Annotated in this window: 26 protein-coding genes; 12 read left to right on the top strand and 14 right to left on the bottom strand. The window is 74.4% G+C overall.

Annotated features, from left to right (window positions below; all coding sequences use genetic code 11):
- Positions 1–44 precede the first annotated feature (44 nt).
- Positions 45–1,109, bottom strand: coding sequence for a bile acid:sodium symporter family protein (locus ABT041_RS30105; RefSeq protein WP_351190335.1), 1,065 nt, complete (start codon positions 1,107–1,109; stop codon positions 45–47).
- 113 nt (positions 1,110–1,222) lie between these two features.
- Between ABT041_RS30105 and ABT041_RS30100 the strand changes: the two genes are divergently transcribed.
- The 3 genes from ABT041_RS30100 to ABT041_RS30090 all read left to right on the top strand — a co-directional run bounded on the left by ABT041_RS30100 (position 1,223) and on the right by ABT041_RS30090 (position 5,322).
- The gene (locus tag ABT041_RS30100) at positions 1,223–2,089 is read left to right on the top strand and encodes a LysR substrate-binding domain-containing protein (protein WP_351190333.1); all 867 of its coding nucleotides are present in this window, start codon (positions 1,223–1,225) and stop codon (positions 2,087–2,089) included.
- 414 nt (positions 2,090–2,503) lie between these two features.
- On the top strand, positions 2,504–4,327 hold the full coding sequence (locus tag ABT041_RS30095; protein ID WP_351190331.1) for an AMP-dependent synthetase/ligase: 1,824 nt from the start codon (positions 2,504–2,506) through the stop codon (positions 4,325–4,327).
- Positions 4,328–4,527: 200 nt separating this feature from the next.
- On the top strand, positions 4,528–5,322 hold the full coding sequence (locus ABT041_RS30090; protein ID WP_351190382.1) for an aldo/keto reductase: 795 nt from the start codon (positions 4,528–4,530) through the stop codon (positions 5,320–5,322).
- Positions 5,323–5,371: 49 nt separating this feature from the next.
- Here the strand turns inward: ABT041_RS30090 and ABT041_RS30085 are convergent, their stop codons facing one another.
- Complete coding sequence (locus ABT041_RS30085; protein WP_351190329.1) at positions 5,372–6,646, bottom strand: SUKH-4 family immunity protein; 1,275 nt, start codon at positions 6,644–6,646, stop codon at positions 5,372–5,374.
- A gap of 151 nt (positions 6,647–6,797) precedes the next feature.
- Here ABT041_RS30085 and ABT041_RS30080 point away from each other — a divergent pair, with 151 nt between their 5' ends.
- Positions 6,798–7,262: an RICIN domain-containing protein gene (locus ABT041_RS30080; protein WP_351190327.1), complete on the top strand. Its 465-nt coding sequence runs from the start codon at positions 6,798–6,800 to the stop codon at positions 7,260–7,262.
- 18 nt (positions 7,263–7,280) lie between these two features.
- On the opposite strand, the gene ABT041_RS30075 is transcribed toward ABT041_RS30080, so the two are convergent.
- The gene (locus ABT041_RS30075) at positions 7,281–8,195 is read right to left on the bottom strand and encodes a class I SAM-dependent methyltransferase (RefSeq protein WP_351190325.1); all 915 of its coding nucleotides are present in this window, start codon (positions 8,193–8,195) and stop codon (positions 7,281–7,283) included.
- Between ABT041_RS30075 and ABT041_RS30070 the strand changes: the two genes are divergently transcribed.
- On the top strand, positions 8,184–8,621 hold the full coding sequence (locus tag ABT041_RS30070) for a hypothetical protein (RefSeq protein WP_351190323.1): 438 nt from the start codon (positions 8,184–8,186) through the stop codon (positions 8,619–8,621). The two genes, ABT041_RS30075 and ABT041_RS30070, sit on opposite strands and share 12 nt — an antisense overlap.
- On the opposite strand, the gene ABT041_RS30065 is transcribed toward ABT041_RS30070, so the two are convergent.
- Positions 8,540–9,472 (bottom strand): AraC family transcriptional regulator, encoded by a 933-nt coding sequence (locus tag ABT041_RS30065; RefSeq protein WP_351190321.1) that lies wholly within the window; start codon positions 9,470–9,472, stop codon positions 8,540–8,542. The two genes, ABT041_RS30070 and ABT041_RS30065, sit on opposite strands and share 82 nt — an antisense overlap.
- A gap of 111 nt (positions 9,473–9,583) precedes the next feature.
- Here ABT041_RS30065 and ABT041_RS30060 point away from each other — a divergent pair, with 111 nt between their 5' ends.
- Positions 9,584–10,453, top strand: coding sequence for a Rossmann-fold NAD(P)-binding domain-containing protein (locus ABT041_RS30060; protein ID WP_351190319.1), 870 nt, complete (start codon positions 9,584–9,586; stop codon positions 10,451–10,453).
- A gap of 29 nt (positions 10,454–10,482) precedes the next feature.
- On the opposite strand, the gene ABT041_RS30055 is transcribed toward ABT041_RS30060, so the two are convergent.
- A complete protein-coding gene (locus ABT041_RS30055) occupies positions 10,483–11,433 on the bottom strand; it encodes a helix-turn-helix transcriptional regulator (protein ID WP_351190317.1) in 951 nt (316 codons plus the stop codon).
- A 39-nt stretch (positions 11,434–11,472) separates the two neighbouring features.
- Between ABT041_RS30055 and ABT041_RS30050 the strand changes: the two genes are divergently transcribed.
- Complete coding sequence (locus ABT041_RS30050) at positions 11,473–11,952, top strand: hypothetical protein (protein ID WP_351190315.1); 480 nt, start codon at positions 11,473–11,475, stop codon at positions 11,950–11,952.
- A gap of 81 nt (positions 11,953–12,033) precedes the next feature.
- Here ABT041_RS30050 and ABT041_RS30045 read toward each other — a convergent pair whose 3' ends face one another.
- The gene (locus ABT041_RS30045) at positions 12,034–12,780 is read right to left on the bottom strand and encodes a class I SAM-dependent methyltransferase (RefSeq protein WP_351190313.1); all 747 of its coding nucleotides are present in this window, start codon (positions 12,778–12,780) and stop codon (positions 12,034–12,036) included.
- A 21-nt stretch (positions 12,781–12,801) separates the two neighbouring features.
- Positions 12,802–13,107 carry a 4a-hydroxytetrahydrobiopterin dehydratase gene (locus ABT041_RS30040; protein WP_351190311.1) on the bottom strand — a complete coding sequence of 102 codons (306 nt, stop codon included), beginning with the start codon at positions 13,105–13,107 and terminating at the stop codon, positions 12,802–12,804.
- Positions 13,108–13,209: 102 nt separating this feature from the next.
- Here ABT041_RS30040 and ABT041_RS30035 point away from each other — a divergent pair, with 102 nt between their 5' ends.
- Positions 13,210–14,031: a helix-turn-helix domain-containing protein gene (locus tag ABT041_RS30035; RefSeq protein WP_351190309.1), complete on the top strand. Its 822-nt coding sequence runs from the start codon at positions 13,210–13,212 to the stop codon at positions 14,029–14,031.
- A 3-nt stretch (positions 14,032–14,034) separates the two neighbouring features.
- Here ABT041_RS30035 and ABT041_RS30030 read toward each other — a convergent pair whose 3' ends face one another.
- A complete protein-coding gene (locus tag ABT041_RS30030; protein WP_351190307.1) occupies positions 14,035–14,460 on the bottom strand; it encodes a hypothetical protein in 426 nt (141 codons plus the stop codon).
- Between the two features lie 230 nt (positions 14,461–14,690).
- Between ABT041_RS30030 and ABT041_RS30025 the strand changes: the two genes are divergently transcribed.
- Together ABT041_RS30025 and ABT041_RS30020 are read left to right on the top strand one after the other, a co-directional pair.
- Positions 14,691–15,896: a low temperature requirement protein A gene (locus ABT041_RS30025; protein WP_351190305.1), complete on the top strand. Its 1,206-nt coding sequence runs from the start codon at positions 14,691–14,693 to the stop codon at positions 15,894–15,896.
- Positions 15,897–16,067: 171 nt separating this feature from the next.
- Positions 16,068–16,817: an IclR family transcriptional regulator gene (locus ABT041_RS30020; RefSeq protein WP_351190303.1), complete on the top strand. Its 750-nt coding sequence runs from the start codon at positions 16,068–16,070 to the stop codon at positions 16,815–16,817.
- A 50-nt stretch (positions 16,818–16,867) separates the two neighbouring features.
- Here ABT041_RS30020 and ABT041_RS30015 read toward each other — a convergent pair whose 3' ends face one another.
- The 5 genes from ABT041_RS30015 to ABT041_RS29995 form a co-directional block, all read right to left on the bottom strand.
- Complete coding sequence (locus ABT041_RS30015) at positions 16,868–17,038, bottom strand: hypothetical protein (RefSeq protein ID WP_351190301.1); 171 nt, start codon at positions 17,036–17,038, stop codon at positions 16,868–16,870.
- A gap of 55 nt (positions 17,039–17,093) precedes the next feature.
- Positions 17,094–17,474, bottom strand: a complete 381-nt coding sequence (locus ABT041_RS30010; RefSeq protein ID WP_351190299.1) for a hypothetical protein — start codon at positions 17,472–17,474, stop codon at positions 17,094–17,096.
- Positions 17,475–17,540: 66 nt separating this feature from the next.
- A complete protein-coding gene (locus tag ABT041_RS30005; protein WP_351190297.1) occupies positions 17,541–18,938 on the bottom strand; it encodes an amino acid permease in 1,398 nt (465 codons plus the stop codon).
- Positions 18,939–19,004: 66 nt separating this feature from the next.
- Entirely contained in the window at positions 19,005–21,119 is a 2,115-nt protein-coding gene (locus ABT041_RS30000; protein ID WP_351190380.1) for a phage holin family protein, read from the bottom strand.
- 243 nt (positions 21,120–21,362) lie between these two features.
- Positions 21,363–21,767 (bottom strand): recombinase family protein, encoded by a 405-nt coding sequence (locus ABT041_RS29995; RefSeq protein ID WP_351190295.1) that lies wholly within the window; start codon positions 21,765–21,767, stop codon positions 21,363–21,365.
- Positions 21,768–21,876: 109 nt separating this feature from the next.
- Between ABT041_RS29995 and ABT041_RS29990 the strand changes: the two genes are divergently transcribed.
- The gene (locus ABT041_RS29990; RefSeq protein ID WP_351190293.1) at positions 21,877–22,656 is read left to right on the top strand and encodes an MBL fold metallo-hydrolase; all 780 of its coding nucleotides are present in this window, start codon (positions 21,877–21,879) and stop codon (positions 22,654–22,656) included.
- A gap of 17 nt (positions 22,657–22,673) precedes the next feature.
- The gene (locus ABT041_RS29985; RefSeq protein WP_351190378.1) at positions 22,674–23,315 is read left to right on the top strand and encodes a DedA family protein; all 642 of its coding nucleotides are present in this window, start codon (positions 22,674–22,676) and stop codon (positions 23,313–23,315) included.
- Here the strand turns inward: ABT041_RS29985 and ABT041_RS29980 are convergent.
- Positions 23,295–24,344, bottom strand: coding sequence for an MBL fold metallo-hydrolase (locus ABT041_RS29980; RefSeq protein ID WP_351190291.1), 1,050 nt, complete (start codon positions 24,342–24,344; stop codon positions 23,295–23,297). The genes ABT041_RS29985 and ABT041_RS29980 overlap by 21 nt on opposite strands.
- Positions 24,345–24,369 lie beyond the last annotated feature (25 nt).

The raw sequence follows: 24,369 nt of genomic DNA, 5'->3' as shown, positions 1-24,369 counted from the left end.
GGCCACCGGGGACACAGAGGTGCGGAGTCCCTGGCGGTACGGCGTCAGGTGCCGGTCGCCGGTACCGCCGTGGGGACGGGCTCGGGGTCCGTCCCGGTTTCCTCGGCGGCCTCCGGGTCCCTCGCGCGGCGCTTCGCGATGACCGCGCAGACCATCAGCTGCATCTGGTGGAAGAGCATCAGCGGCAGCACGGCCAGCGAGGCCTGCGGGCCGAAGAGGACGCTCGCCATCGGCAGCCCGGCCGCGAGGCTCTTCTTGGAGCCGGCGAACTGGATCGCGATCCGGTCGCCCCGGCCGAAGCCGAGGCGCCGCGCCCCGTACCAGGTCAGGGCCAGCATGACCGCGAGGAGCACGGCCTCGACGGCGAGCAGCGCGCCGAGCCGCGCGGGGGTGACCAGGTGCCAGATGCCGGCGACCATGCCCTGGCTGAAAGCGGTGTAGACGACGAGGAGGATCGAGCCCCGGTCGACGTAGCCGAGGACCTTCTTGTGGCGGACGAGGAAGCCGCCGACCCAGCGGCGCAGGAACTGTCCGGTCAGGAAGGGCACGAGGAGCTGGAGCACGATCTTCAGGAGCGCGTCGGCGGAGAGGCCGCCCGCGCTGTTGCCCAGGAGCAGGGCCGCGAGCAGCGGGGTGAGGACGATGCCGGCGAGCGAGGAGAACGAGCCGGCGCAGATCGCGGCGGGCACGTTGCCCCGGGCGATCGAGGTGAACGCGATCGAGGACTGGATGGTGGACGGCACCAGGCAGAGGAAGAGGAAGCCGCTGTAGAGCTGGGGGGTGAGGACGCCGGGCACGAGACCGCGCGCGGCGAGGCCGAGGAGCGGGAAGAGCAGGAAGGTGCAGCCGAGGACGGTGAGGTGCAGCCGCCAGTGCTTGAGGCCGTCGAGGGCCTCGCGGGTGGAGAGCCGGGCCCCGTAGAGGAAGAAGAGCAGGGCGACGGCCCCGGTCGACGCGCCTCCCGTGACCGTCGCGGCGGCCCCGGACGCGGGGAGGAGCGCGGCGAGGGCGACGGTGCCGAGCAGCGCGAGGACGTAGCCGTCGACGGGCAGCCAGGACGGCAGACGAAGGGGCAGTCGCGGGGTGCGGCCGGGCGTGCGGGGGGTCATGGGCTCCAGTGCTCCTACGGGGGTCGCGCACGTCCATCCTGCTCCACGGCCCGGTGATCGGGAATCCCGTACAGCCCTCTCACTGTCATCATGGTTCGCGATAACGTCGAGGGGTGTACGAGCCCACCCAGCTGCGCACCTTCCTCGCCGTGGCCCAGACGCTGAGCTTCACGCGGGCCGCGGACCGGCTCGGGCTGCGTCAGTCGACCGTCAGCCAGCACGTGCGGCGCCTGGAGGAGGCGACCGGCCGGCCGCTGTTCGCGCGGGACACGCACCGCGTGGAGCTGACGGAGGACGGCGAGGCGATGCTCGGCTTCGCGCGCACGATCCTCCAGGCGCACGAGCGGGCGGCGGCCTTCTTCGGCGGGACGCGGCTGCGCGGGCGGCTGCGGTTCGGCGCGTCCGAGGACTTCGTGACGACCCGGCTGCCGGAGATCCTGGAGTCCTTCCGCCGCGAGCATCCCGAGGTCGACCTGGAGCTGACGGTCGAGCTGTCCGGGACGCTCCAGGCGCGGCTCGCGGCCGGGCGGCTCGATCTGATCCTGGCCAAGCGGCGCGGGGCGGAGAGCGAGGGGCGGCTCGTGTGGGAGGACGCGCTCATCTGGATCGGGGCGCCGGGTCTGCGGCTCGATCCGGACCGGCCGGTGCCGCTGATCCTGTACCCGCCACCGGGCATCACCCGGGCGCGGGCGCTGGAGGCCCTGGAGGCGCAGGGCAGGGCGTGGCGGATCGCGTGCACGAGTTCCAGCCTGAGCGCGAACGTGGCGGCGGCCCGCGCGGGGCTCGGGGTGATGGCGCACACCCGGGGCCTGGTGCCGCCGGGGCTCGTCCCGGTGCCGGCCCGCGCGGGGCTTCCGGAGCTCGGGGACGTGGGCTTCGTGCTGCGCAAGGGGCGCCGGGGCGGGGAGACCCAGGAGGCGGCGGACGCGCTGGCGGAGGCGATCCTGGCGGGCGGCGACGGGGTGCGGCGCCCCCGCTGAGCGAACGGCGACCGAGCGCGGCGCCCCCGCTGAGCGAACGGCGACCGGCCGCGGCGGCACCGCTCGGCGGACGGCGACGGGGCGGGGCGGCACCGCTCAGCGAACGGTGACCGGTGTCGCGATACCGCTGAGCGGACGGCTGGAAGACGTCGTCGCGGCGCTTCGGAGTCGGGGGCGTGAGCGGGCCGTACAGATTCCGTGGAGATTCGCCCCCGGAGGACGTACCGTCCGGTCAGTAACGCCCCCGGGACGCCTCCGACTTCGCCGTCTCACCGGCTCTGACCTGTGCGAACGCGGAATGTCCCGGCTTGGTGAAGGCCCTCCCCCCGGCCGGTCGTGTGGGGTACCGTCACCGGCGCCGTACGGAGTGCGACAACGGGCTTTTCCAGCCACGAGCCGTCGAGGAGCAGGTCAGTGCGCGAGTTCACCGTGCCGCCCGTCGAGGCGGCGCCTCAGGTCGGCGGTCTGGCGGACGCCGTGTTCGACCGCGGCCTGGCCGAGCCGGACCGGATCGCCTTCGGCCGCAAGGGCCCGGACGGGCAGTGGCAGGACGTGACCGCCGCGGGGTTCCGGGACGAGGTCCTGGGGCTCGCGAAGGGGCTGATCGCGGAGGGCGTGCGGTTCGGCGACCGGGTCGCGATCATGGCCCGGACCCGGTACGAGTGGACGCTCTTCGACTTCGCCCTGTGGGCGGTGGGCGCGCAGCCCGTGCCCGTCTATCCGACCTCCTCCGCCGAGCAGGTCTTCTGGATGCTGCACGACGCCGAGGTCACGGCCTGCGTGGTGGAGCACGAGGACCACGCGATGACGATCGGCTCGGTGATCGACCGGCTGCCCCGGCTCCAGCGGCTGTGGCAGCTGGACGCGGACGCGGTGGGCGAGCTGACGGCGGCGGGCACGGAGATCGACGAGGAGGTCGTGCACCGGCACCGGCGGGCGGTGACCCCGGAGACGATCGCGACGATCATCTACACCTCGGGGACGACCGGCCGGCCCAAGGGCTGTGTGATCACCCACGCGAACCTGATGTTCGAGACGGACATGGTGATGGGCCGCTGGGAGCCGGTGTTCCGCTCGCGGCCCGACGAGCAGGCCTCGACGCTGCTGTTCCTGCCGCTCGCGCACGTCTTCGGCCGGATGGTGGAGGTCGCGGCGGTCCGCGGCGGTGTGAAGCTGGGCCACCAGCCGGTGATGGCGGCGGCCGAGCTGCTTCCGGACCTGGTGACGTTCCGGCCGAGTTTCGTGCTCGCCGTGCCGTACGTGTTCGAGAAGGTCTTCCACGCGGCGCGCCGCAAGGCGGAGGGAGAGGGGAAGGCGGGCCCCTTCGACAAGGCGGTGGAGGTGGCGGTCGCGTACGCGGAGGCGCTGGAGCAGAAGGCCTTCGGGACCGGTCCGGGGCCTTCGGCGGCGCTGCGGGTGCAGCACCAGTTCTTCGAGAAGACGGTGTACGTCAAGGTGCGGGCGGCCCTCGGCGGGCGGGTGCGGCACGCCATGTCGGGCGGTTCGGCGATGGACCGCCGGCTGGGGCTGTTCTTCGCGGGCGCGGGGATCACGGTCTTCGAGGGGTACGGGCTCACCGAGTCCTCGGCCGCCGCCACGGCGAACCCCCCGGGGCGGACCAAGTACGGCACCGTGGGCCAGCCGGTGCCGGGGACGACGGTCCACATCGCGGAGGACGGCGAGGTGTGGCTGCACGGCGGCCAGGTCTTCTCCGGCTATCTGAACGCCCCCGAGGCGACGGCCGCCGTCCTCAACGACGGCTGGCTGGCCACCGGCGACATCGGTGCGCTCGACGCGGACGGCTATCTGACGATCACCGGACGGAAGAAGGAGGTCCTGGTGACCTCGGGCGGCAAGACCGTCTCCCCCACCGCCCTGGAGGAGCGGGTGCGGGCGCATCCGCTGATCGCCCAGTGCATCGTGGTCGGCAACGACCGCCCGTACATCGCCGCGCTCGTGACGGTGGACCACGAGGCCGTGGAGCACTGGCTGGCGATGCAGGGGCGGGCGCCGCTCTCCCCGGCGGAGCTGGTGCGCGACCCGGCCCTGGAGACCGAGATCCGGCGCGGGGTGGTGGCGGCGAACACGCTGGTCTCACAGGCGGAGTCGATCCGCACGTTCCGGATCCTGGCGCATCCGTTCAGCGAGGAGCACGGGCTGCTCACCCCCTCCCTGAAGCTGAAGCGGAAGGCGATCGAGCGGGCGTACGCGGCGGAGGTCGCGGCGCTGTACGGGTGACGGCGGTTCCCCGGGTGACGGAAGGTGTACGGCTGACGGGCGGTGTCAGGCTGCCGGAATGCGGGTCGGTCTGTGATCGTTGACGTGGGGAGTGCCCGGATCTCCCGGGTGCTCGGTACGACCCCGATCGACGTAAGGACCCACCCCACGTGAGCACGGACAGCAACGTTCCCTCGGTGACCCTGAACAACGGCGTGAGCATGCCGCAGCTGGGCTTCGGCGTCTGGCAGGTGCCGGACGACGAGGCGAGGGCGGCCGTGGCGACGGCCCTGGAGGCCGGGTACCGCTCGATCGACACCGCCGCGATCTACGAGAACGAGCGGGGCACGGGCCGTGCCGTCGCCCAGTCGGGGATCGCCCGCGAGGACCTGTTCGTCACCACGAAGCTGTGGAACAGCGAGCAGGGGTACGACTCGACGCTGCGCGCGTTCGACGCCTCCCTCGACGAGCTGGGCCTCGACTACGTCGACCTGTACCTGATCCACTGGCCGGTGCCGGCGAAGGACGCGTACGTCGACACGTACCGGGCGTTCGAGAAGATCCTCGCGGACGGTCGCGCGAAGGCCATCGGCGTGTCCAACTTCCTGCCGGAGCACCTGGAGCGGCTGATCGGCGAGACCTCCGTCGTGCCCGCCGTCAACCAGATCGAGCTGCACCCGCAGCTCGCCCAGGCGCAGTCGCGCGAGGCGCACGCCAAGTACGGCATCGCGACCGAGGCGTGGTCGCCGCTCGGCCAGGGCCGGGGGCTCCTGGACGTCCCGGCGATCGTCGCGATCGGCCACAAGCACGGGCGGACGCCGGCCCAGGTGGTGCTGCGCTGGCACCTCCAGCTGGGGAACGTGGTGATCCCGAAGTCGGTCACCCCGTCCCGGATCCGGGAGAACATCGACGTCTTCGGCTTCGAGCTGGACGCCGAGGACCTGGCGGCGATCGCGGCCCTCGACGAGAGCCGCCGACTGGGCCCGAACCCTGCGGAGTTCAACGTCGGCGCTTGAAGGAACCGGAGACGGTGGGGCCGGCGCGCCGCCTCGGCGGTCCGCCGGCTCAGTAGCCGTCCACGCCGAGCTCGGTGATCGAGGCGAAGAGGTGCTCCCACACCCCGGCGCCGGGCGCGCCGTCGCTCAGCGCGTCGGCGTCCACCTCCGTCATCGCCCGGAGGAACGTCTCCACGCCCTCCTCTCCGGGGTACGGGTCCCAGCAGGCGCCCATGTGCCGGCGGACGCCCTCGAGGAACCGCACGAAGGACTCCAGGTCGCGGACGAGCGGGAAGACGGCGTCGCCGCCGGGGCCGTGGCTGCCGTCCGGCTGGCGCAGGCCGACGGCGCCGGTCCCGGGGTGGACGAAGACCTCCCCGGGGTCGCAGTACCCGAGGTCGAACTCCCCCACGCGCAGCATGCCCTCGGGGCCCGGGCCCAGCGGCTCGTCGGCGAGCGCGAAGGACGTGACGCCGGCCCCCCAGTGACGGGGCAGTCCGCCCTCGGAGAGCAGGGTCCTGGTCGGGACGTGCGTCAGGGCCGCCGGCAGCTCGGCCGCCGGGACACGGAGGACCCCGGAGGGACCGAAGACCCCGTCGAGCCGGGCCGCGGTGAGCGGCCCGTCCGCGTTCCTCGTGCCGGGCAGGAACCACGGCACGCCGTCCGCCGGTTCCGGGCCGGAGGAATCGGCACCGCCCGTCGGCCAGTCGGCGAGGGCCGTGTCGTTCTGCTCCACCACGGCCACTCCCCGCGCGTCGAGGAAGACGTAGCGGCCGCCCTCCAGCGGGATCGGCTCCTCCCAGGCTTCGGGGCTGCGCAGCGCCCAGGACTCCTCGTCGCCGTCGAACAGCCAGGGTCCGTCCGGCTCGTTCTCCTCGTACGGTTCGGCCGTGCCCTCGGCGGGGACGGGCCGGGGGCGGCCGGTGGCGAGGTCGAACCAGGTGTCCTCGCACCACAGGGCCCAGACCTTCAGGAGCAGGGTGCCGCCGGCCTCGTACACCTCGGCGGAGCGGTCGCCGCTGAGGTTCGGCGCGGCCTCGTGGGCACCGACCGGCCGCCACCAGGCCCACACCGTCCGCCACGGCAGCCCCGGTTCGGCGGCGGCCACACGCTCCGCGTACTCCCGGTGGCCGAGGACGGTCGCCGCGAAGTGCAGCCAGGAGGCGAACTCGGCGGAGGTCACCGGGGCGCTCCCGAACACCGCCTCGGCCTGGGTGAACACCTCGCGGCCGACGCCGCCGTGCTCCTCCGGCAGGGCGTCGAGGCGGGCACGGAGCTCGGCGCGGTCTTGGCGCAGGACCTCGGCGGGGTCGTCGAACAGGGTACGAAGATCAGGATCGGTCACCGGCCCATCGTGCCAGCCGGTCCTGCCGGGCGGGGCGGCGGCCGGGGTCGTTGTCGTACCCCGGACGTAGAGTCGGAGACGGCCCTGAGGGGTGCGGCGCGGTGTGACGGCAGCGGGCGCAACTGCCCGGCGAGGAGAAGGAGTCGGTACGGTGAGTGGTGCCCCGGAGCCCGTACGAAAGGGCCTCTACCGGGTGCGGAACGTGGCGAGCGGACTGCTCCTCGAGGTGTACCAGGGGTCGAGCCGCAGCGGCGCGAAGGTGCAGCAGGGCGCCGGGAACGGAACTCCCGGACAGCACTGGCACATCGCGCCCGTGCCGAACGGCGGCGGGCTCTACCACCTGGTCAACGCGGCCAGCGGCAAACGGCTCGACGTCGCGAACGCGTCCACGGAGAACGGCGCCGGCATCCAGCAGTGGAAGGCCAACAACTTCGGCGCGCAGGAGTGGATCATCGAGCAGGACCTCCAGTCGCCGGGGACGGTGGCCCTGGTGAGCTTCATCAGCGGCCTCTTGCTTGAGGTCGCCGACGCGTCGAAGGAGGACGGGGCGGGCATCCGGCAGTGGGAGGACACCGACTCGCCGTTCCAGTGGTGGCTGCTGGAGCCGGTGTCCTGACCCGGGCCCGGTGCGGGATCAGCCCTTCCGGGCGGTGTGCACGGTGCGGGCGGTGAGGTGGAAGAGGTCCGTGCGCTGGTACAGGGACAGCGCGTCGGCCGGGTCGAGGAGCCGGTCGAGGGTCTCCTTGTCCTCCGCGTCCAGGCGGGCGCCGAAGCCGTCCCGGAGGCGCTCGTAGTGGGCGACGGCCAGTTCCCGGACGACCGGGGACACCGGGGCGGGCACGTCCGTGAGGAAGGTGCGGGTGCCGGCGGGCGTGAGTCCGGCTCCGGCGAGCAGGGCCCGCCAGTCGTCCGGCTCGTCCTTGGAGTCCGGGAGTTCGGCGCGCATCTCGCCGAACCAGTCGGCGTTGGCGGCGTCGAGCCGGGCTTCGAGGCCGGGGCGGCCCATCCCGATGTGCCAGGGCAGGTGCCGGGTGGGCAGGCCGCCCTCGACGAGGACCATCAGACCGCCGGGGTTCAGGATGCCGGCGAACTCGGCGAGCGCGGCGCTCTGGTCGCCGAGGTGGTGCAGGGAGTTGCCCGCCCAGATGAGGTCGGCCCGCCCCAGGGTGCCGAAGCCTTCGGGGAGTTCGGCGTGGAGGGTGGAGACCCTGGCCCCGAGGCCGCGGGCCTCCGCGCGGGCCTGAGCGCGGGCGAGGAGTTCGGGGGTGCCGTCGACGGCGACCGTCTCGGCGGCCGGGAAGGCCTCGGCGAGGAGGCTGGTCACGACGCCCGGACCGCTGCCGACGTCGAGGATCCGGCGGACGCCCTGCACCGGAGCGAGGGTGCCCAGCCAGGCGGCGGCCTCCGCGTAGGCGGGGCTCGCGATCTCGGCCTGCCGCTCCAGGAGCGGCGCCAACTCGTTCCAGTCGAGGTGGGTGTGATCGTGGTGACGGTGGCCGTGACCAGCGCCGTGCTGGTGGCCGTGGTGGGACTCGCGATGCTGGCTCATGGCTCCAGGGTGCGGCGGGACGGCCGGGGGCGCGAGAAATGTTGCCGGTCCGGCAACATCGCCCGGACGGTCCGGACCGTGGTCCGGGGAGCGGTCGCGCCACTGGTCCCGGCCTCGGTCGCGGTCGCGGTCTCGGTCACGGTCCCGGTCGCGGTCACGGTCGCGGTCACGGCCCTGGTCGCGGTCGCGGTCCCGGTCACGGTCACGGTCACGGCCCTGGTCGCGGTCGCGGTCGCGGTCACGGTCCCGGTCGCGGCCCTGGTCGCGGTCACGGTCCCGGTCGCGGTCATGGTCATGGTCGATGCCTCGGTCGCGGCCCCCGCCCCGGCCCCGGCCGCTCTCGGTCAGCTGCGGCTTCGGTGTTCCTGCGGGCTGACGCCCCGGACCCGCTTGAAGGCGGCGCTCAGGGCGAACGCGCCGCTGTAGCCGACCTGCCGGGCGACGGACTCGACGGTGGCGTCCGGCTCGCGGAGCAGATCCGCGGCCAGCGCGAGCCGCCAGCCGGTGAGGTACGCCATCGGGGGCTCCCCCACGAGGTCGGTGAACCGGCGGGCGAGCGCGGCCCGGGACACGCCCGACTTCGTGGCCAGCGAGGCGACGGTCCAGGGGTGCGCCGGGTCGTTCTGGAGCAGCCGGAGCGCCCGGCCGACCACCGGGTCGCCCATCGCGCGGTACCAGGCGGGCGCCTCGGCCCCGGGCCGGGAGAACCAGGCGCGGACGGCGGCGATGAGCAGCAGGTCGAGGACCCGGTCGAGGACGACGCTCTGGCCTGGTTCGTCGCGGGAGATCTCCTCGTCGAGGAAGGGCATGAGGGGGCAGTTCCACACCTCGGCGGGCAGGTGCGCCAGGCCGGGCAGGGCGTCGAGGAGTCTGCGGCCGACCTCGCCGTCCATCAGGTAGGTGCCGACGAGGACGGTGGTGCCGCCGTCGGGGGCGTTGCCCCAGGTGCGGACGCCGAGGCGCATGGACTGGGCGAGCGGCTCCCCGGTGAGGGTGGTGCAGCGGCCGTCGGGGCCGATCCTGGCGCGGGGCGGGGCGTCGGGGGTGTGGGCGACGGTGTACGGCTCGGGGCCGCGGGCGATCGCGATGTCCCCGGGGCGCAGCAGGACGGGGGCTCCGGTGTCGGGGACGATCCAGGCCTCCCCCTCGGTGACGCACATGAGGCAGATCGGGGCCTCGTCCTCGATGCGTACGGACCACGGCGGCTCCATGATCATGCGGAGCAGGAAGGCGCCTTTGGCCCGTGGCCCGTCGAGAAGTCCGGCGAGTGCGTCCATGGGACTCAAGCGTAGGGCGTTCAGGGGCCGTTCAGGGCCCTGAGACGCAGGCGTAGGCAGGTGAGACGGCGCAGCATGGGCGGGCGGGGGCCGGGGCGGGAGTCTGGAGCCATGACGACGCAGACGAACAACGCGCAGAACACGCGGAACACGCAGAACACGACGGTCCTGGTGACCAGCGCCACCGGCAAGACCGGGCGGCGGGTGGCCGAGCGGCTGGCGGCCCGCGGCCTGACGGTCCGGGCCGGCTCCCGGAGCGGGGCGACCGTCTTCGACTGGGAGGCCCCGGAGACCTGGGGGCCCGCGCTGCGGGGCGCGGACGCCGCGTACGTGGCCTACTACCCGGACCTGGCCGCCCCCGGGGCGGTCGGGGCGATGGAGGCCTTCGGACGGCTGGCCGTGGAGCACGGGGTCCGGCGGCTCACGCTCCTCTCCGGGCGCGGTGAGCCGGAGGCGGTCCTGGCGGAGGAGGCACTGCGGGCGGCGGCGCCGGGGGCCGAACTGGCCGTCGTGCGGGCCTCGTTCTTCGCGCAGAACTTCTCCGAGGGGCTGCTGGCGGAGGGTGTCGCGGAGGGCGCGGTGGTGTTCCCGGCCGGGGACACGGCAGAGCCGTTCATCGACGCGGGCGATCTGGCGGACGTCGTCGTGGAGACCCTGACGGCGGACGGGCACGCGGGGCGGGTGCACGAGGTGACGGGTCCCCGGCCGGTGGGCTTCGCGGAGGTGGCGGCGGAGATCTCCCGCGCCTCGGGCCGTCCGGTGGTGTACGAGGCGGTGTCCGAGGCCGAATACGCCGGACTGCTCGGCGGGTTCGGGCTTCCGGCGCCGGAGGCCGAGTGGCTGGCGGCGCTGTTCGCGACGCTGCTCGACGGGCACAACTCCTCGGCGACGGACGGGGTGAAGCGGATCCTGGGCCGGGAGCCGCGCTCCTTCGCCGAGTTCGCGGCGGAGACGTGGGGCGGGCAGGGGGCCCGATCCTGAACCCCGTCCCCTCCGGGTCCCGAGCGGGTTCAGGCGTACCGCGCGGCCAGGGTGCGTACGGTCGCGGCGATGCGGTCGCGGAGGTCCTCGGGGGCGAGGACCTCCACCTCCGCGCCGAGCCCGAGGAAGGTGTCGTGGGCGTGTTCGGGCGTCTCGACGGGCAGGGTGGCGCGCGTCCAGCCGTCGGGTTCGGGGGTGCCGGTGGCGGCGAGGGCCCTGGCGGCGGCGCCGGTGAGGCGTGCCGCGCCGCGCGGGGAGATCCGTACGACCGCCTCGCCCTGGTGGAGCCGCTGGTGGAAGTCCTCCTGGCTGCCTCGCCAGTGGGCGGCGAGGTCGAAGCCGACAGGGACGGCGGCCTCCTCGTCGGTGACGGTGAGGGCGAGGATCTGGTCGACGCGGTAGGTGCGCGGGCCCGGGCCGGCGACCAGGTACCAGCGGCCGGCCTTGAGGACGAGACCGTACGGCTCCAGGCGCCGGTCGACGTCCGTCGGCTCCTTCCAGCGCCGGTAGCGGACCTGCAGGGCGCGTCCGCTGCGGACGGCGTCGGCGACCTCGGGCAGGAACGGGGCCTCGTCGCCCTCGTCGTACCAGCCGGGGGCGTCGATGTGGAAGCGGCCCCGCAGCCGGTCGACGTGCTCGCGCAGGACGGCCGGGAGGGCGGCGCGCAGTTTCAGCTGGGCGTCGGCGAAGTGCGGGCCGAGGCCGAGCCCTTCGGCGGCGCCGGGCATGCCGGCGAGGACGAGCGCCTCGGCCTCGCGGGCGAACAGGTCGGTGAGGCGGGTGCGGCTGCCGGGCAGGAGCCGGTAGCCGCCGCGGTGCCCGGCGTCGCCGTAGAGGGGCACGCCGGCGGCGTGCAGCGCCTCGACGTCGCGGTAGACGGTGCGGACGGAGACCCCGAGCTCCTCGGCGAGCCTGCCGGCGGTCATCCGGCCGCCGGTCTGGAGCAGCAGGAGGATCGAGAGGAGACGGCTGGACTTCACTGACACAAGGTGTCAGTGAAGGGTTCCTACAGTCCAGCCATGGCTTTCGCAGAGAAGAACCTCATCGCGCTGCCGCCGGTCGAGATCGCCGGCCGGCACCTCAAGCGCTACCACGTCACCGCCGGCCCCGAGGGCATCGAACCGGAGGTGGAGAAGGCGGCGTACGCGCTGCTTCCGGAGCTGCTCCCGGCGACGGACGGCACCCCGGCGGCGGGTTTCGTGGTGCTGCACCGGGGCGGTGACAGCGGCGCGTACCTCAACGCGTACAGCTGGGTGTGGGACAACGTCCTGCACTTCGGCGGCGGGGCGGCCGGGCAGCCGGCCCTGGACTGCCCGGACACCGATCCGGCGCACTTCGTCCGGGTCGACCGCTCGTGGATCGGCTGTGTGTGGGAGCTGGCGCCGCTCGAACACGAACGGCGGTCCTGGATACGGCACATGCTGGCGCCGGGGACGCCGGACCTGGCCGGCTACCTCGCGGACGCGCTGCCCTCCGGCACCACGGGAGGCCGCGCGTGACCCGGGCGGCTTCGCCTTCCTGGGAGCAGGCGTTCGCGGTGCTCGGCACGGACCCGTGGGTGACGAACTGCGTGATGGAGTTCAGCCGCGCCTGACGAAGCTCGCGAGCCGGTAACGGGGGTCGGCTCGGGGGCGGTCCTGGTCCGGGAGGGCGGACAGCGCGGCGGCGAGGGTCTCGGTGGTCGCCGGGTCGCCGTCGAACCAGGAGGCGAAGTATCCGGCGCGCAGCCTCCGGACGGTGTCGCGCGGGGTGCGGCCCTGTCCGTGGCCGGTGAAGCGGGTGTCGGCAGCGGGAGCGAGCCCGTGGGCGGCCGCGGTCGCGGTGATGCGGTCGGCGCGGTCGGAGGCTGCCGCGGCCGAGCGGTACGGGCGGAGGACCGCGTCGATGTCGCTGCCGACGTCGTGGGCGGCGTCCTTGTCGACGGTGGCGACGAGGACGCCGCCGGGGCGCAGCACCCGGGCCGCCTCGGCGACGATGTCCGCGGCGAAGGGCACGAGGTGCAGCAGCCAGACGGCGGCGACGGCGTCCAGGGAGGCGTCCGGCAGCGGCAGCCGCCGGGCGTCGGCGCGTACGACGCGGGCGGGGGCCCGGCCGGCGGCGACCCGCACCATGGCGTGTGCGGCGTCGGCCCCGTACACGCGCAGTCCTGACCGGGTGAGGCGTTCGGTGACGAGGCCGGTGCCGCAGGCGAGGTCGAGCAGCGTGCGGGCACCGGGCGGCACGAGGCGCAGCACGGCCTCGGCAGCCGCCTCGGCGCGGGGCACGCCGCCGCGGGTCCGGTCGTAGTGCGCTGCCTCGGTCTCGTAGTCGAGCACGGTCTCCGCCATGCCGGTGATCCTCATGAGCTGTCAGCTCGCGCCGTGGCCCGGGGCGATCCGCTCGACGCGGTCGGCGAGTTCGAAGTCCTTCTCGGTGACGGCGCCGCCCGCGGAGTGGGTGTTCACGGCGAGGGCGACGGTGTTGTAGCCGAGGGTGAGGTCGGAGTGGTGGTCGAGCTCCTGCTGGATCTGGGCCACGTGGACGACGAGCGCGGTCGCGGCGAAGTGGTCGCCGAGCCGGTAGGTCCGGGTGAGCCGGTCCGCGTCGACGGACCAGCCGGGGAGCTCCCTGAGGCGGTCCTCGATCTCCTTCTGCGACAGCGGCTGTGTGGGCACGGCGGTGCTCCCTCCGGTCGGGTGGTGCGGGGTGACGGGGTGACGGACAGGGGCCCCGGGGAGAAAGCTACCCGGCGTCCCCCTCTGGGATACCGTCCGGCCATGACAACTGTCGTGAGCGACACGGGGGTGGGACCGCTGCTGCGCGGATGGCGTGAGCAGCGGCGGCTGAGCCAGCTGGAGCTGGCGCTGCGCGCGGACTCCTCGGCGCGGCACATCTCCTTCGTGGAGACCGGCCGGTCCCGGCCGAGCGAGGAGATGGTCCTCAAGCTCGCCGAGCACCTGGAGGTGCCGGTGCGCGAGCGGAACGCGCTGCTGCTCGCGGCGGGTTACGCCCCCCGGTACGCGGAGTCGCCGCTGGACGCGCCGCGCCTGGAGACGCTGCGCTGGGGCATCCAGCAGCTGCTCGACGGGTACGAGCCGTATCCGGCGCTCGTGGTCGACGGCACCTACACCGTGGTCGCGGCGAACCGGGGCATCGAGCTGCTCATCGGCGGGCTTCCGGAGCATCTGCTGACGCCGCCGATGAACGCGATGCGGCTCACCCTGCACCCGGAGGGCCTGGCGCCCAGGATCCGGAACCTGCGGGAATGGAGGGGCCACCTCCTGGCCCAGATGGAGCGTCAGATCGCGCTGGCCCGTTCGGAGCCGCTGCGGGAGCTGTACGAGGAGGTGGCGGCCTATCCGGTGCCCGAGCGGGTCGACCCGGAGGACCGTCCGGACGCGGAGCCGTACCCGTACTTCGCGCTGCCGCTGCGGATCGAGCACGACGGGCGGGTGCTGTCGTTCGTGTCGTCGATCTCGACGTTCAACACGCCGATGGACGTGACCGTCGCCGAGCTGGCCATCGAGACGTTCCTCCCGGCCGACCCGGAGACGGTCGCGTACCTGCGGTCGCTCGCCGCGGCGACGGCGGGCGGCTGACCCTCAGCGGGCCGCGGAGGCCGCGGCCCTGAGGGCGGCCCACTGGAGTCCGGCGAAGCCGGCGACGGTGGCGGCCTGCACCGGGGTCCACAGCAGGCCGGCGGTGGTCGGCTCCAGCCAGGCGACGAGGGCGACGAGGCTGAGCACGGCCCAGAGGACGTTGGCGTCGACGACGAGCTTCACGGCGAGCGCCGGGGGCTGCGGGCGGCTCGCGAGCCAGGCGACGCCCGCGGCGAACACGGTGAGGAAGAGGCCGAGTTCGAGGAGGAGTCCGGCGTCGACGCCGAGGAGTTCGCCGAGGGGGCCGGAGGCGGCGAGGTAGGCGATCCCGTTGGCCCCGGTGACGACGGCGTCGAGGGCGAGGAAGCGGCGCACCGCGGACTGGGGGCGGGTGGTGCGGGCGAGGCCGGCGAGCAGGGCCTGGGACATGGCGGATCACCCTCCAAAAGGGGGACGTTCGTGCTGGTGGTGGGCCCGGAGCCCGAGCGGAGTGCGCCGCCCGGGTTCCGGTGTTCACGAGCATGGCGGGCGGGTGGGGAAGGGGTCGATTACCTGGGGAGTAATACCGGTCCCCGGGCGGCCGTGCCGTCGCCCTCCCGGGGTGAGTAGTCTTCGCGCCGGGGTGGCCGGAACCGGTGCCCCGGAGGGGGAGATCACGGATGGCGTGGAACAGGGAACGGGCCATGGTGGCCACCGGGGACGATCACAAGGTGACGCCCGCGGAGCTCTTCTTCGACCTGGTGTTCGTGTACGCGATCACGCAGGTCACGGCGCTGATGGCGGCCGCGCCCTCGCCGATGCGGATGGTGGGCGCGATGGTCGTGCTCGCGCTGCTCTGGTGGTGCTGGTGCGCCTTCGCCTGGCTGGGCAATGTCGTACGGGCCGATTCCGGCGCCCTGTTCGGCGTCCTCGTGACCGTCATGGCCGTCGTCCTGATCGTGTCCCTCGCCGTGCCCGACGTCTTCACGGACGCGCCGGGCGGGCTCTCGGTCCCGCTGGTGTTCGTGCTCTGCTACGGCGCGGTGCGCACCCTGCACCTGACCTCGTACTGGCTCTCCAGCCCCGGCGACGCCGCCCTGCGGGCCACCCTGCGGCGCACGGCCATGGCGTCCGTGCTGCCGCCGCTGGTGCTGCTGCTCATCGGCTGCGCTTACGACGGCCGGGTCCAGCTCCTGTGGTGGCTGGGGGCGGTGGCCGTCGACTACGGCGGGATCTACATCACCGGCTCCTCCGGCTGGCGGGTCAACTCCCCCGGGCACTTCGCCGAGCGGCACGGTCTGATCGTGATCATCGCGCTGGGCGAGTCCATCGTGGCGATGGGCGTCGGCGTCTCCGGCTTCCCGCTCTCGTACGCGGTGCTCGGCGCCTCGGCCGCGGGGCTGCTGCTCTCGGCGGGGCTGTGGCGGCTGTACTTCCGGCAGCTCGGCGAGGCCGCGGAGCACCGTCTCTCCGGGCTCGACGGCGACGAGCGCACCCGCTTCGCGCGGGACGTCTACACGTTCCTGCACCTGCCGCTGGTCGCGGGGGTCGTACTCTGCGCGCTCGGGATGAAGAAGGTCCTCCAGCAGGTCGCCGACACCACGCACTACGACCTGGCCGAGCCCCTGCACGGCGTCGTGGCCTGGTCGCTGACCGGGGGCGTCGGCGTCTATCTGCTGGGCGCCGCCGCAATCGTCCTGCGCACCTCGGGCCGGCGGCCGACCGCCCTGGCCGTGGGCGGGGTGTGCTGCCTGGCGGCGGGCCCGCTGGTCGGCCTGGTCCCGGCCCTGGTGGCCCTGGCGGTCCTGGCCGCGACGGCGACGGTCCTGGTGAGCCTGCACACGAGGCGGGGTGCGGAGGGCGCGCCCGAGGAGGAGACGGCCTGAGGGCGGGGCCTGTTCGCCCGCGGTCCGGGGGCCCGGCCCGGGGCCGCGCCGAAGCGCAGGTCACCGACCTCGCCCTGGAGGATCGTGGCGCTCCGCGCGGCGCGGGCGGGGTGAACGTACAAGATCCAGAAGAGGGGCACGCGGGCGCGGAAGCGTCGTCACACTGGCCCCATGGCCCCCACCAGCCCCACTCTCATAGGATCCGTCCGTCGCGCGCTGGCCCTGCTCGAACTCGTCGCCGAGCACGGCGAGCTCACCGCCAAGCGCCTCTCCCGGATGGCCGGGCTGCCCCTGGCCACCACGTACCACCTGCTGCGCACCCTCGTCCACGACGGTCATCTGCGCCACGAGCGCGGAGCGTTCCGGCTCGGGCCCGCCGCCCCGCGGCTCGCCGGGCAGGGGCGCGGGCACGGCGCCCGGCTGCCGGACTGGCTGCGGCTGCTGGGCGAGGAGCTCGACGCGCCCGTGTACTACGCGGTGATGGCGGACGGCGAGGTCGAGGTCGTCATGAGTGTGGACGCCCCGGGGAGGCCGGCCGTCGCGGAGTGGGCGGAGTTCCGCGCCACCGCGCACGCCCACGCGCTGGGGCAGTGTCTCCTCGCCCAGCTGGACGCGGAGGCCCGCCGGGCGTATCTGGCGCGGCGGCCGGTGCGCAGGCTGACGCCGCGGACGGTCCCGGACGAGGAGGCGCTCATGCGCAGGCTGGCCCGGATCCGCCGGGGCGCGCCGGTGGTCGAGCGGGAGGAGTACATGCTCGGCACGGTGTGCGGGGCCGTGCCGATCACGGTCGGCGGGGTCCATTCGGCGGTGGGGTTCTCGCTGCCGGTGGAGGAGGAGAACCGTCTCGACGAGACGGCGCTGCGGCTGCGCGGGCGGCTCGAACGGGCCTTGACGGCCCATGCCTTCACGGTGCTGACCTGACCGGCCCGGCAGCCTCCCGGAGGCACGCTCCGGGAGGCCGGTGGCCGTGGTCAGCGCAGGGGGCGTTCCCGGCGGAGGGCGTCCTCCCGGCGGGCGGGCGGCTCGGGCGTCGGCGCGGGGGCCGGGGTGCCGGGCTCGGGGGCGGTGCGTTCGGTGCGCCGGGCGCGGGCGGCCTCGGCGCGCAGCAGGGCCTGGAGGACGGCGTACGGGTCGACGGGCATGGCGAAGCTCCTCGTGGTACGGGGGTGATGGGGGACTGCGGGGAGGCGGGGCCTCTCAGCAGCGCATCACCACGCACCGGAGCGCGTCGTCGCGCGGGGCGGGTACGGGAGCGGCCACCCGGGCCGGACGGGGGCCGTCGGGCCGGGGGCCGGGCGCGGGCTCGGCGGGGCGGAGGCCCGTGCCGGGCCGTCGGGTCCGGCCGGGCAGTCCGGCCTCGGTGGCGCCCTGGTCGTGGGTCTCGCCGCCCGGGTCGGACGCCGGGGCGGCGGCCGCGGCGCGTGTCTCGGCGACGGGGAGCACGGCGGCGGCCCCGGTGCCGAGCAGCGCGGCGAGGACGAGGAGGAGCGCGATCCACCGGTGCCTGCCCCGGTCCGGGCGTGCCGGGCGTCCCGCCGGGGTGGCGGGCGCGGGCGGTGTCGGGCGCGCGGGGCTCACGGAGATCCGTACTGCCCCGCCGTACGACGGGTGCGGCGCCCCTGGCCCGAGATCCGCCCGGGCGGCCTACGCGGCGAGGTCCGGATTCACTCCCCGGGCCCCCAGGCGCTGCTTGCGGGCCGCCATCCACGCGTAGACGAGGACGCCGGCGAAGAGGAAGAGGACGCCCTGGTAGACGGCGGCGTAGCCGGAGCCGGCGACGAGCCAGAGGGAGAAGCCGAAGGCGGCGAGGGCGAGGACGCCGTCGCGGGCGAGCCGGGCCCCGGACACCTTCTCGGACTGCCCGGAGAGCAGGAAGTAGATCTGGGCGGCGGTGGACAGCAGGTAGGGGACGGTGGCGGTGAAGGTGGTGACGAGGACGAGGATCTCGAAGACGCCCTTCGTGCCGGCCGTGTAGTTGTAGACCGTCAGGAGCGAGGCGAGGACGACGGTGACGAGGACTCCGGCGGTGGGCACGCCGCGCCGCTTGACCGTGAAGACCTTCGGGAAGAGTCCGTCGCGGGCGGCCGCGTAGGGGGCCTGGGCGCTGAGCAGGGTCCAGCCGTTGAGGGCGCCGAGCATGGAGACCAGGGCCATGCAGGCGACGGCGGTGCCGCCCCAGGAGCCGCCGAACATGGCGTTCACGGCGTCGGAGAAGGGCGCGGTGGAGGCGACGAGCCTGTCGTGGGCGACGGTGCCGAAGACGGCGAGGGTGCCGAGGAGGTAGACCGCGGCGGCGCCGAGGGTGCCGAGGACGGTGGCGCGGCCGACGTTGCGGCGGGGGTCGCGGACCTCGCCGGCGCTGACGGCGGCGGACTCCACGCCGAGGTAGCTGAAGAGCAGGATCGCGGCGGAGGCGGAGACCGCGCCGAGCGCGCTGCCCTCGCCCGGGTGGAAGGGGCCGAGGTTGGCGCTGTCGAAGAAGAACAGGCCGCCGACGGCGACGAGGATCAGCGGGACGAACTTGAGCACGGTCGCGACGAGCTGCACCGCGCCGACGTAGCGGGTGCCGGCCAGGTTGGCGAGCGCGGGCAGCCACTGGAGGAGCAGGGCGGCGGCGATGGTGGCGGCCTTGGACTCGTGGACGGGCACGAGGACGTCGAGGTAGCCGACGGCGGCGACGGCGAGGGCGGCGTTGGAGACCCAGGCGGTGATCCAGTACGACCAGGCGGCGAGGAAGCCGGCGAAGTCGCCGAAGGCGGCGCGGGCGTAGACGTAGGGTCCGCCGGTCTGCGGCAGGCGGCGGGCGAGCCGGCCGAAGACGAGGGCGAGGGCGATCGCGCCGAGGGTGAGGACACCGAAGGCGACGAGGCTGATGGTGCCGTACGGGGCGACGGAGGCCGGCAGCAGGAAGATCCCGCCGCCGATGATGTTGCCCATGACCAGGGCGGTCGCGATGGGGAGTCCGAAGCGGCGGGCGTGCTGGGTGCCCTCGCCCTCCTGCTGTGCCGTGTCCCGCTGTGGAGTTGTGGTGGCCGTGCTCATGGGGTGGTGCGCCTTCCGTCGTACAAATCCGGACCATCGTCCGGTAACGGCGAACAGGCGTCCAAATCAATGGTTTTTGTCCTGCGCGACCGGGTCGTCAACCGGAAGAAGTGATTCCGATGTGCCCTTGGACGGGGAAATCTGCAGCGGACCCAGCGGCACCTGCGGCCCCGAGCACTCGCGCAGCCAGCGCCGCAGCACCCGGTGCACCTGCTCCGCCCCCACCAGCTCCTCCCCCTCCCGCACCGGCGGCGAGAGGTCGGGCGGCGAGAGCAGGAAGGCGTGCGACTGCTCGCCGCCGAGACCGCCGTGCGAGCCGATCTGCTCCTCGAAGGCGTGCACGCCGCCCGTCGCCGGGTCGTACATGGAGTTGACCATGATGTCCGCGACGTGCGGGAAGCCGTCCGTGCGCCGCACCGCCCGCGCCGCGCCCCGCCCGAAGACCGCGAGCGGTCCGTCGTCCGTGAGCTCGGCGACCGGCACCTCGACCCCGTCGCGGGCGAGCACCACGGAACCGTGCTCGGCGCTCGCCACGAGCACGAAGCCGACGCCCGGATGGTGCGCCAGGGACCGCAGCAGCGCCGGATGGCGGCGGTCGATCTCCTCCCGGGTCATCCGGTGCGGCACGTCGGGGAAGGAGATCAGGCCGAGGTTCCCGGAGGCGAGGACCACCGGCTCGGAGGGCCTGGCGGGCAGCTCCCGCGCCGTCTCGCCGCTCTCGTCCACCGGCCGGTGCAGGGCGCTGCGCAGCGCGTCCCTGGCCGCGTCCCGCGCCTCGCTCCCTCCCCCGGACTCCGTCTGGGGGTGCCCCCACCGGGTGCGCCGCACCCGGCGCGGCACCGGGAGCCCGCACCCGGCCCGTACGAGGTCCTTCAGCGTCAGCCCGTACGCCGACTCGAAGGTCTCTCCGGGGGACTGCCCGTGGTCGGAGAGGAGCACGATCCGGTACGGGCGAGGGGCGTGCTCGGCGACGGTCGCGATGAGCGCGATCGCCCGGTCGAGGCGCCCCAGGACCTGGTCCGTGTCGCGGCCGTGCGGCCCCGAGTGGTGTGCCACCTCGTCGTACGCGACGAGGTCGGCGTAGACCGCGGTCCGCCCGGCCAGCATGTCGCCCATCACGGCCGAGACGACGACGTCCCGCTCGACGACCGTCGCGAAGGCGCGGACGAAGGGGTACGTGCCGCCGCGCGAGACCCTCGGGGACTCCCGGCGCAGCAGCGCCCGCGTCGACTGGTACATCTCCCTGACGCACTCGGTGACGAACGATCCGGCCGTGCGGACGGCGTTGGCCGGATCGGAGAAGTACGCGAAGTAGCCGGCCCGGGAGCGGTTGCGGCGGCCGCGGCGGGCGGCCACCGACAGGACGAGGGCCAGCTGGTCGGCGCCGCCGCTGAAGAGGTTGCCCCGGGAGGCCCCGTCGACGGTGAGCAGACCGGCGTCCCCGGTGCGGCGCACGGCCCGGCGCTGGAGCTCGACGGCGCTCGCCGGGCGGTTCGACACCATGATCCGGCCGGTGTCCTTCTCGTACCAGCGGAAGGCGGGCACGTCCTCGTTGGAGCCGTGCAGGATGCCGAGCTGGCTGGCACCGGTCTGGCTGGACCAGTCGGTGCGCCAGGGGGTGAGCCGGTGGCCTGCGTCCAGCCAGCCCGCGACGGTCGGCATCAGTCCGTCGGCGACGGCGCCGCGCAGGACGTGGTGGCCGACGCCGTCGAGCTGGAGGAAGACCGTGCCGGGCACCGCGCCCGCCGAGTCGCCGGGATCGCGGGGGCGGGTGCGGCCGGTGAGCCGGTACAGCCGGCGCCGGTAGGCGTCGTCGTCGCGGACGGCGAGGGCCGTGGAGGTGCCGGAGGCGACGGCGGACATCACGGCGGCGACGACGACGGCCGTCTCGGGGTCGGCGGCACCGCGCCCGTCGGGAATCAGCCACAGGGCGACGAGCAGCAGCGAGCCGTTGAGGAAGAAGACGAGCAGGCCGAGGACGAGCGCCGGGACGAGCAGCAGGGCCCGCACGATCACCGGCCAGACGAGCGCGCCGAGCAGACCGAAGGCGCCCGCGGCCGTGGCGGCGGTGAGGGCGGTTCTCGTGAAGCTGTCGCCGTCGGCGGACTGCAGCTGGAAGTCGGGGAGCAGCCCGGCGAGGACGAGCATCGTGAGCGTGGACACCGCCCAGACCGCGACCATCCGCCACACCGCTCTGCCCGCGGACCGCCAGCGGTCGGCGCCACCCCATCGCCCGTCACCCACGCGCGCTTCACCTTTCGCCCGTTTCCTGCCTCAAGCGTGGCACAACGGCCGCGATCGGGCGGGTGGGAAAAGGTGCGGGCCGCACGGGCGGAGCCGCACGGGGCGCCGGTGACGAAGGGACCACACGAGCCGCCGGCGACGACGGGGCCTCGCGGGCGGGCCGACGGTGACGACGGAGGCTCAGGAGCCGTCGTATCCGGCGGTGGGCATCGACAGCCGCCGGTGGACGCCCGCCTTCGCCGCCGTGTCGTACGGGGGTTCGTCAAGTCCGACGGTCTCCACCCGCACCCCGCGCCGCTCGCACTCGGCGCGGAAGCCCGGCACGGAGGTCAGCGCGCGGGCGAGGACCCGCTCGCTGGGGGCCACGAAGAGGTCCACCGTCCCGGCCTCCACGTCGGCCCAGAGCTCCGCGTGGTCCGGGCGGATTCCGTAACAGAACAGCTGGCGGGCGAGCACGTACCCCTTGTCGTCGGCCCAGCGGGCACACAGCGCGTGCTGACCGCGCGTGTCGACAAGGAAGGGGTCGCTGTCCAGCTCTTCGAGCGGGGTGAGGCTGGCGATCGCCGCCACCCGAACGTCGTCCATGGACCGACCCTACTGCCGGAAGGTGACGCCCGAACATCCTCCGGAGCATGCTCCGGACATTTACTCTCGTTACGGAACGAGCACGGACGACGCAGAGCAGAAGGGCGGCATGCCGGTGGAGGTCACCTGGTGGGGCCACGCGACCTGCACGGTCGAGGACTCCGGGGTCCGCTTCCTCACCGATCCGCTGTTCGCACGGCGGCTCGCCCATCTGCGCCGCAGGCGCGGTGCGCTGCCTCCGGCGGAGGCCGCCCACGCCGAGGCCGTCCTCGTCTCGCACCTGCACGCCGACCACCTCCACCTCCCCTCGCTGGCCCAGCTCCCGCCGGGGACCCGGATCCTCGTCCCGCGCGGCGCGCCCGCCGCCGTGCCGGGGCTGCGCAGGCTCGACCGGAACGGGCTGCGGCTCACCGAGGTCGGGCCGGGCGACGCGGTGACGGTGGAGGGCGTGACGGTACGGGCCGTCCCGGCGCTCCACGACGGGCGGCGGCTGCCGCTCGGGCCGCACCGCTCCCCCGCGCTCGGGTACGTCGTCGAGGGCGAGGCGCGCACGTACTTCGCCGGGGACACCGGCCTGTTCGACGGCATGGCCGACGCGGTGGGCCCGGTGGACGTGGCCCTGCTGCCGGTCGGCGGCTGGGGACCCTACCTCGGGCACGGCCACCTGGACGCGGGGCGGGCGGCCGAGGCGCTCGCCGCGCTGTCGCCCGCGGCCGCGGTGCCGGTGCACTACGGCACGTACTGGCCGATCGGGCTCGACGGGGTGCGGCCGCACGAGTTCCACGCACCGGGCGACGAGTTCGTACGGCACGCGGCCCGGCTCGCGCCGAAGGTGGCGGTCCACCTCCTCGGCCACGGCGAGCGGGTGCGGCCGGAGGTCGCGCGGTGATCCTCGGTGTCACCGGGATGGTCACGGCCGTGCGCGAGCTGCCGCCGGAGTCGACGCAGCAGGCGGTCGGCTATCCCTCGCTGTTCCTGTTGGTGGCGCTCGGCGCGCTGGTGCCGGTCGTGCCGACGGGCGCGATCGTCAGTTCGGCGGCGGTGGTCGCCTTCCACCAGTCCTCGCCCTTCTCGCTGCTCTACGTCTTCCTGGTGGCGGCGGCCGCCGCACTGCTCGGCGACACGGCCCTCTACTGGCTCGGGCAGCGCGGGGTCCACTCCCGCAACGGCTCCCGCTGGCTCGCCGCGCTGCGGTCCCGGGTGACGCCGGACCGGCTCGCGCACGCGCAGGAGCGGCTCGACACCCACCAGGTGTCGGTGCTCGTGCTGTCCCGGCTCGTGCCGGCGGGCCGGATCCCGGTGATGCTGGCCTGCCTGCTCGCGGAGATGCCGCTGCGCCGCTTCGTCCGCGGGGACGCGGCGGCCTGTCTGGCATGGGCGGCGACGTACCAGCTGATCGGGATCCTGGGCGGCTCGCTCTTCCCGGACCCCTGGCAGGGCGTGGTCGCGGCGGTGGGCCTGACGGTGCTGATCAGCGCGGTCCCGGCGCTGTGGCGGCGGTTCCGCGGGACCCCTCGTGAGGCGCCGTCAGGGAACGAGCACCCGTGAGGCGCCGACCGGCAGGTCCCACAGGTCCTCGCGGGGCAGACCGGCCTTCTCCCACGCGGCCCTGACCCGGGTGAGGGGTTCGAGGACCGGCTCGGAGGAGAGCACGAAGGTGGCCCAGTGCATGGGCGCCATCCGCCGCGCGCCGAGGTCCTGGTGCGCGCGGACCGCCTCCTCGGGGTCTGTGTGCACGTCACGGAGCCACCAGCGCGGGTCGTACGCGCCGATCGGGAGCAGCGCCAGGTCGATGCCGGGGTAGCGGCGGCCGATCTCGGCGAACCAGTGGCCGTATCCGGTGTCGCCGGCGAAGTGGATCCGGCGCCCCGCCCGGTCGGTGAGCACCCAGCCGCCCCACAGGGAGCGGCAGGTGTCCAGGAGGGTGCGCTTGGACCAGTGGTGGGCGGGGACGAAGTCGAAGCGGACGCCGTCGAGTTCGGCGGCCTCCCACCAGTCGAGCTCGGTCACGCGGCTGAACCGGCGGCGGGTGAACCAGCGGCCCAGTCCGGCCGGGACGAAGACCGGGGTGTGCCGGGGCAGCCGCTTGAGCGTGGGGCCGTCGAGGTGGTCGAAGTGGTTGTGGCTGATGACGACGGCGTCGACCCGCGGCAGGTCCTCCCAGCGGACCCCGACGGGGGTGAGCCGGGCCGGTGTGCCGAAGATGCGGCGGGACCAGACGGGGTCGGTGAGGACGGTGAGTCCGCCGACGCGCAGGATCCAGCTGGCGTGCCCGGCCCAGGTGACGGCGAGGGTCTCGGGCCCCGCGGGCGGCAGCGGGCCGGGCTCGAAGGGCAGCAGGGGGATGTCGCGGAGGCCCTCGGCGCGGGGGCGTACGGCTCCTTCGCGGGCGAGCCGGGCCAGGGCACGCACGCCGGGGAGGGGTGCGGTGAGGCGGTCGGCGAAGGTGCGGGGCCAGTCCTGCCGCAGCCGTCCGACGGGCTGGAGGACGGGGGCGGACGCGGGGCCGGGGGGCGTGACCCGGCCGGGGTACGGGGCCTGTCCGGCCCGGGCGGGGGGTGCCGTCCGTTCGGTCATCTGCGGGCTCCGTTCCGCTCGTGCC

It is taken from the genome of Streptomyces sp. NPDC002825 (assembly GCF_040295385.1).
Taxonomy (GTDB): Bacteria; Actinomycetota; Actinomycetes; order Streptomycetales; family Streptomycetaceae; genus Streptomyces.
The sequence above is the reverse complement of the archived record's forward strand: the minus strand, read 5'-3'. Positions and strand labels throughout refer to the sequence as shown.

What these genes read in the sequence shown, in the direction of transcription:
- ABT041_RS30105 (WP_351190335.1), bottom strand. Translation starts at nt 1,109, where the DNA reads ATGACCCCCCGCACGCCCGGCCGCACCCCGCGACTGCCCCTTCGTCTG.
- ABT041_RS30090 (WP_351190382.1), top strand. Translation starts at nt 4,528, where the DNA reads ATGCCGCAGCTGGGCTTCGGCGTCTGGCAGGTGCCGGACGACGAGGCG.
- ABT041_RS30070 (WP_351190323.1), top strand. Translation starts at nt 8,184, where the DNA reads ATGCTGGCTCATGGCTCCAGGGTGCGGCGGGACGGCCGGGGGCGCGAG.
- ABT041_RS30075 (WP_351190325.1), bottom strand. Translation starts at nt 8,195, where the DNA reads ATGAGCCAGCATCGCGAGTCCCACCACGGCCACCAGCACGGCGCTGGT.
- ABT041_RS30065 (WP_351190321.1), bottom strand. Translation starts at nt 9,472, where the DNA reads ATGGACGCACTCGCCGGACTTCTCGACGGGCCACGGGCCAAAGGCGCC.
- ABT041_RS30060 (WP_351190319.1), top strand. Translation starts at nt 9,584, where the DNA reads ATGACGACGCAGACGAACAACGCGCAGAACACGCGGAACACGCAGAAC.
- ABT041_RS30050 (WP_351190315.1), top strand. Translation starts at nt 11,473, where the DNA reads ATGGCTTTCGCAGAGAAGAACCTCATCGCGCTGCCGCCGGTCGAGATC.
- ABT041_RS30045 (WP_351190313.1), bottom strand. Translation starts at nt 12,780, where the DNA reads ATGGCGGAGACCGTGCTCGACTACGAGACCGAGGCAGCGCACTACGAC.
- ABT041_RS30035 (WP_351190309.1), top strand. Translation starts at nt 13,210, where the DNA reads ATGACAACTGTCGTGAGCGACACGGGGGTGGGACCGCTGCTGCGCGGA.
- ABT041_RS30030 (WP_351190307.1), bottom strand. Translation starts at nt 14,460, where the DNA reads ATGTCCCAGGCCCTGCTCGCCGGCCTCGCCCGCACCACCCGCCCCCAG.
- ABT041_RS30025 (WP_351190305.1), top strand. Translation starts at nt 14,691, where the DNA reads ATGGCGTGGAACAGGGAACGGGCCATGGTGGCCACCGGGGACGATCAC.
- ABT041_RS30020 (WP_351190303.1), top strand. Translation starts at nt 16,068, where the DNA reads ATGGCCCCCACCAGCCCCACTCTCATAGGATCCGTCCGTCGCGCGCTG.
- ABT041_RS30015 (WP_351190301.1), bottom strand. Translation starts at nt 17,038, where the DNA reads ATGCCCGTCGACCCGTACGCCGTCCTCCAGGCCCTGCTGCGCGCCGAG.
- ABT041_RS30005 (WP_351190297.1), bottom strand. Translation starts at nt 18,938, where the DNA reads ATGAGCACGGCCACCACAACTCCACAGCGGGACACGGCACAGCAGGAG.
- ABT041_RS30000 (WP_351190380.1), bottom strand. Translation starts at nt 21,119, where the DNA reads ATGGTCGCGGTCTGGGCGGTGTCCACGCTCACGATGCTCGTCCTCGCC.
- ABT041_RS29995 (WP_351190295.1), bottom strand. Translation starts at nt 21,767, where the DNA reads ATGGACGACGTTCGGGTGGCGGCGATCGCCAGCCTCACCCCGCTCGAA.
- ABT041_RS29990 (WP_351190293.1), top strand. Translation starts at nt 21,877, where the DNA reads ATGCCGGTGGAGGTCACCTGGTGGGGCCACGCGACCTGCACGGTCGAG.
- ABT041_RS29985 (WP_351190378.1), top strand. Translation starts at nt 22,674, where the DNA reads ATGGTCACGGCCGTGCGCGAGCTGCCGCCGGAGTCGACGCAGCAGGCG.
- ABT041_RS29980 (WP_351190291.1), bottom strand. Translation starts at nt 24,344, where the DNA reads ATGACCGAACGGACGGCACCCCCCGCCCGGGCCGGACAGGCCCCGTAC.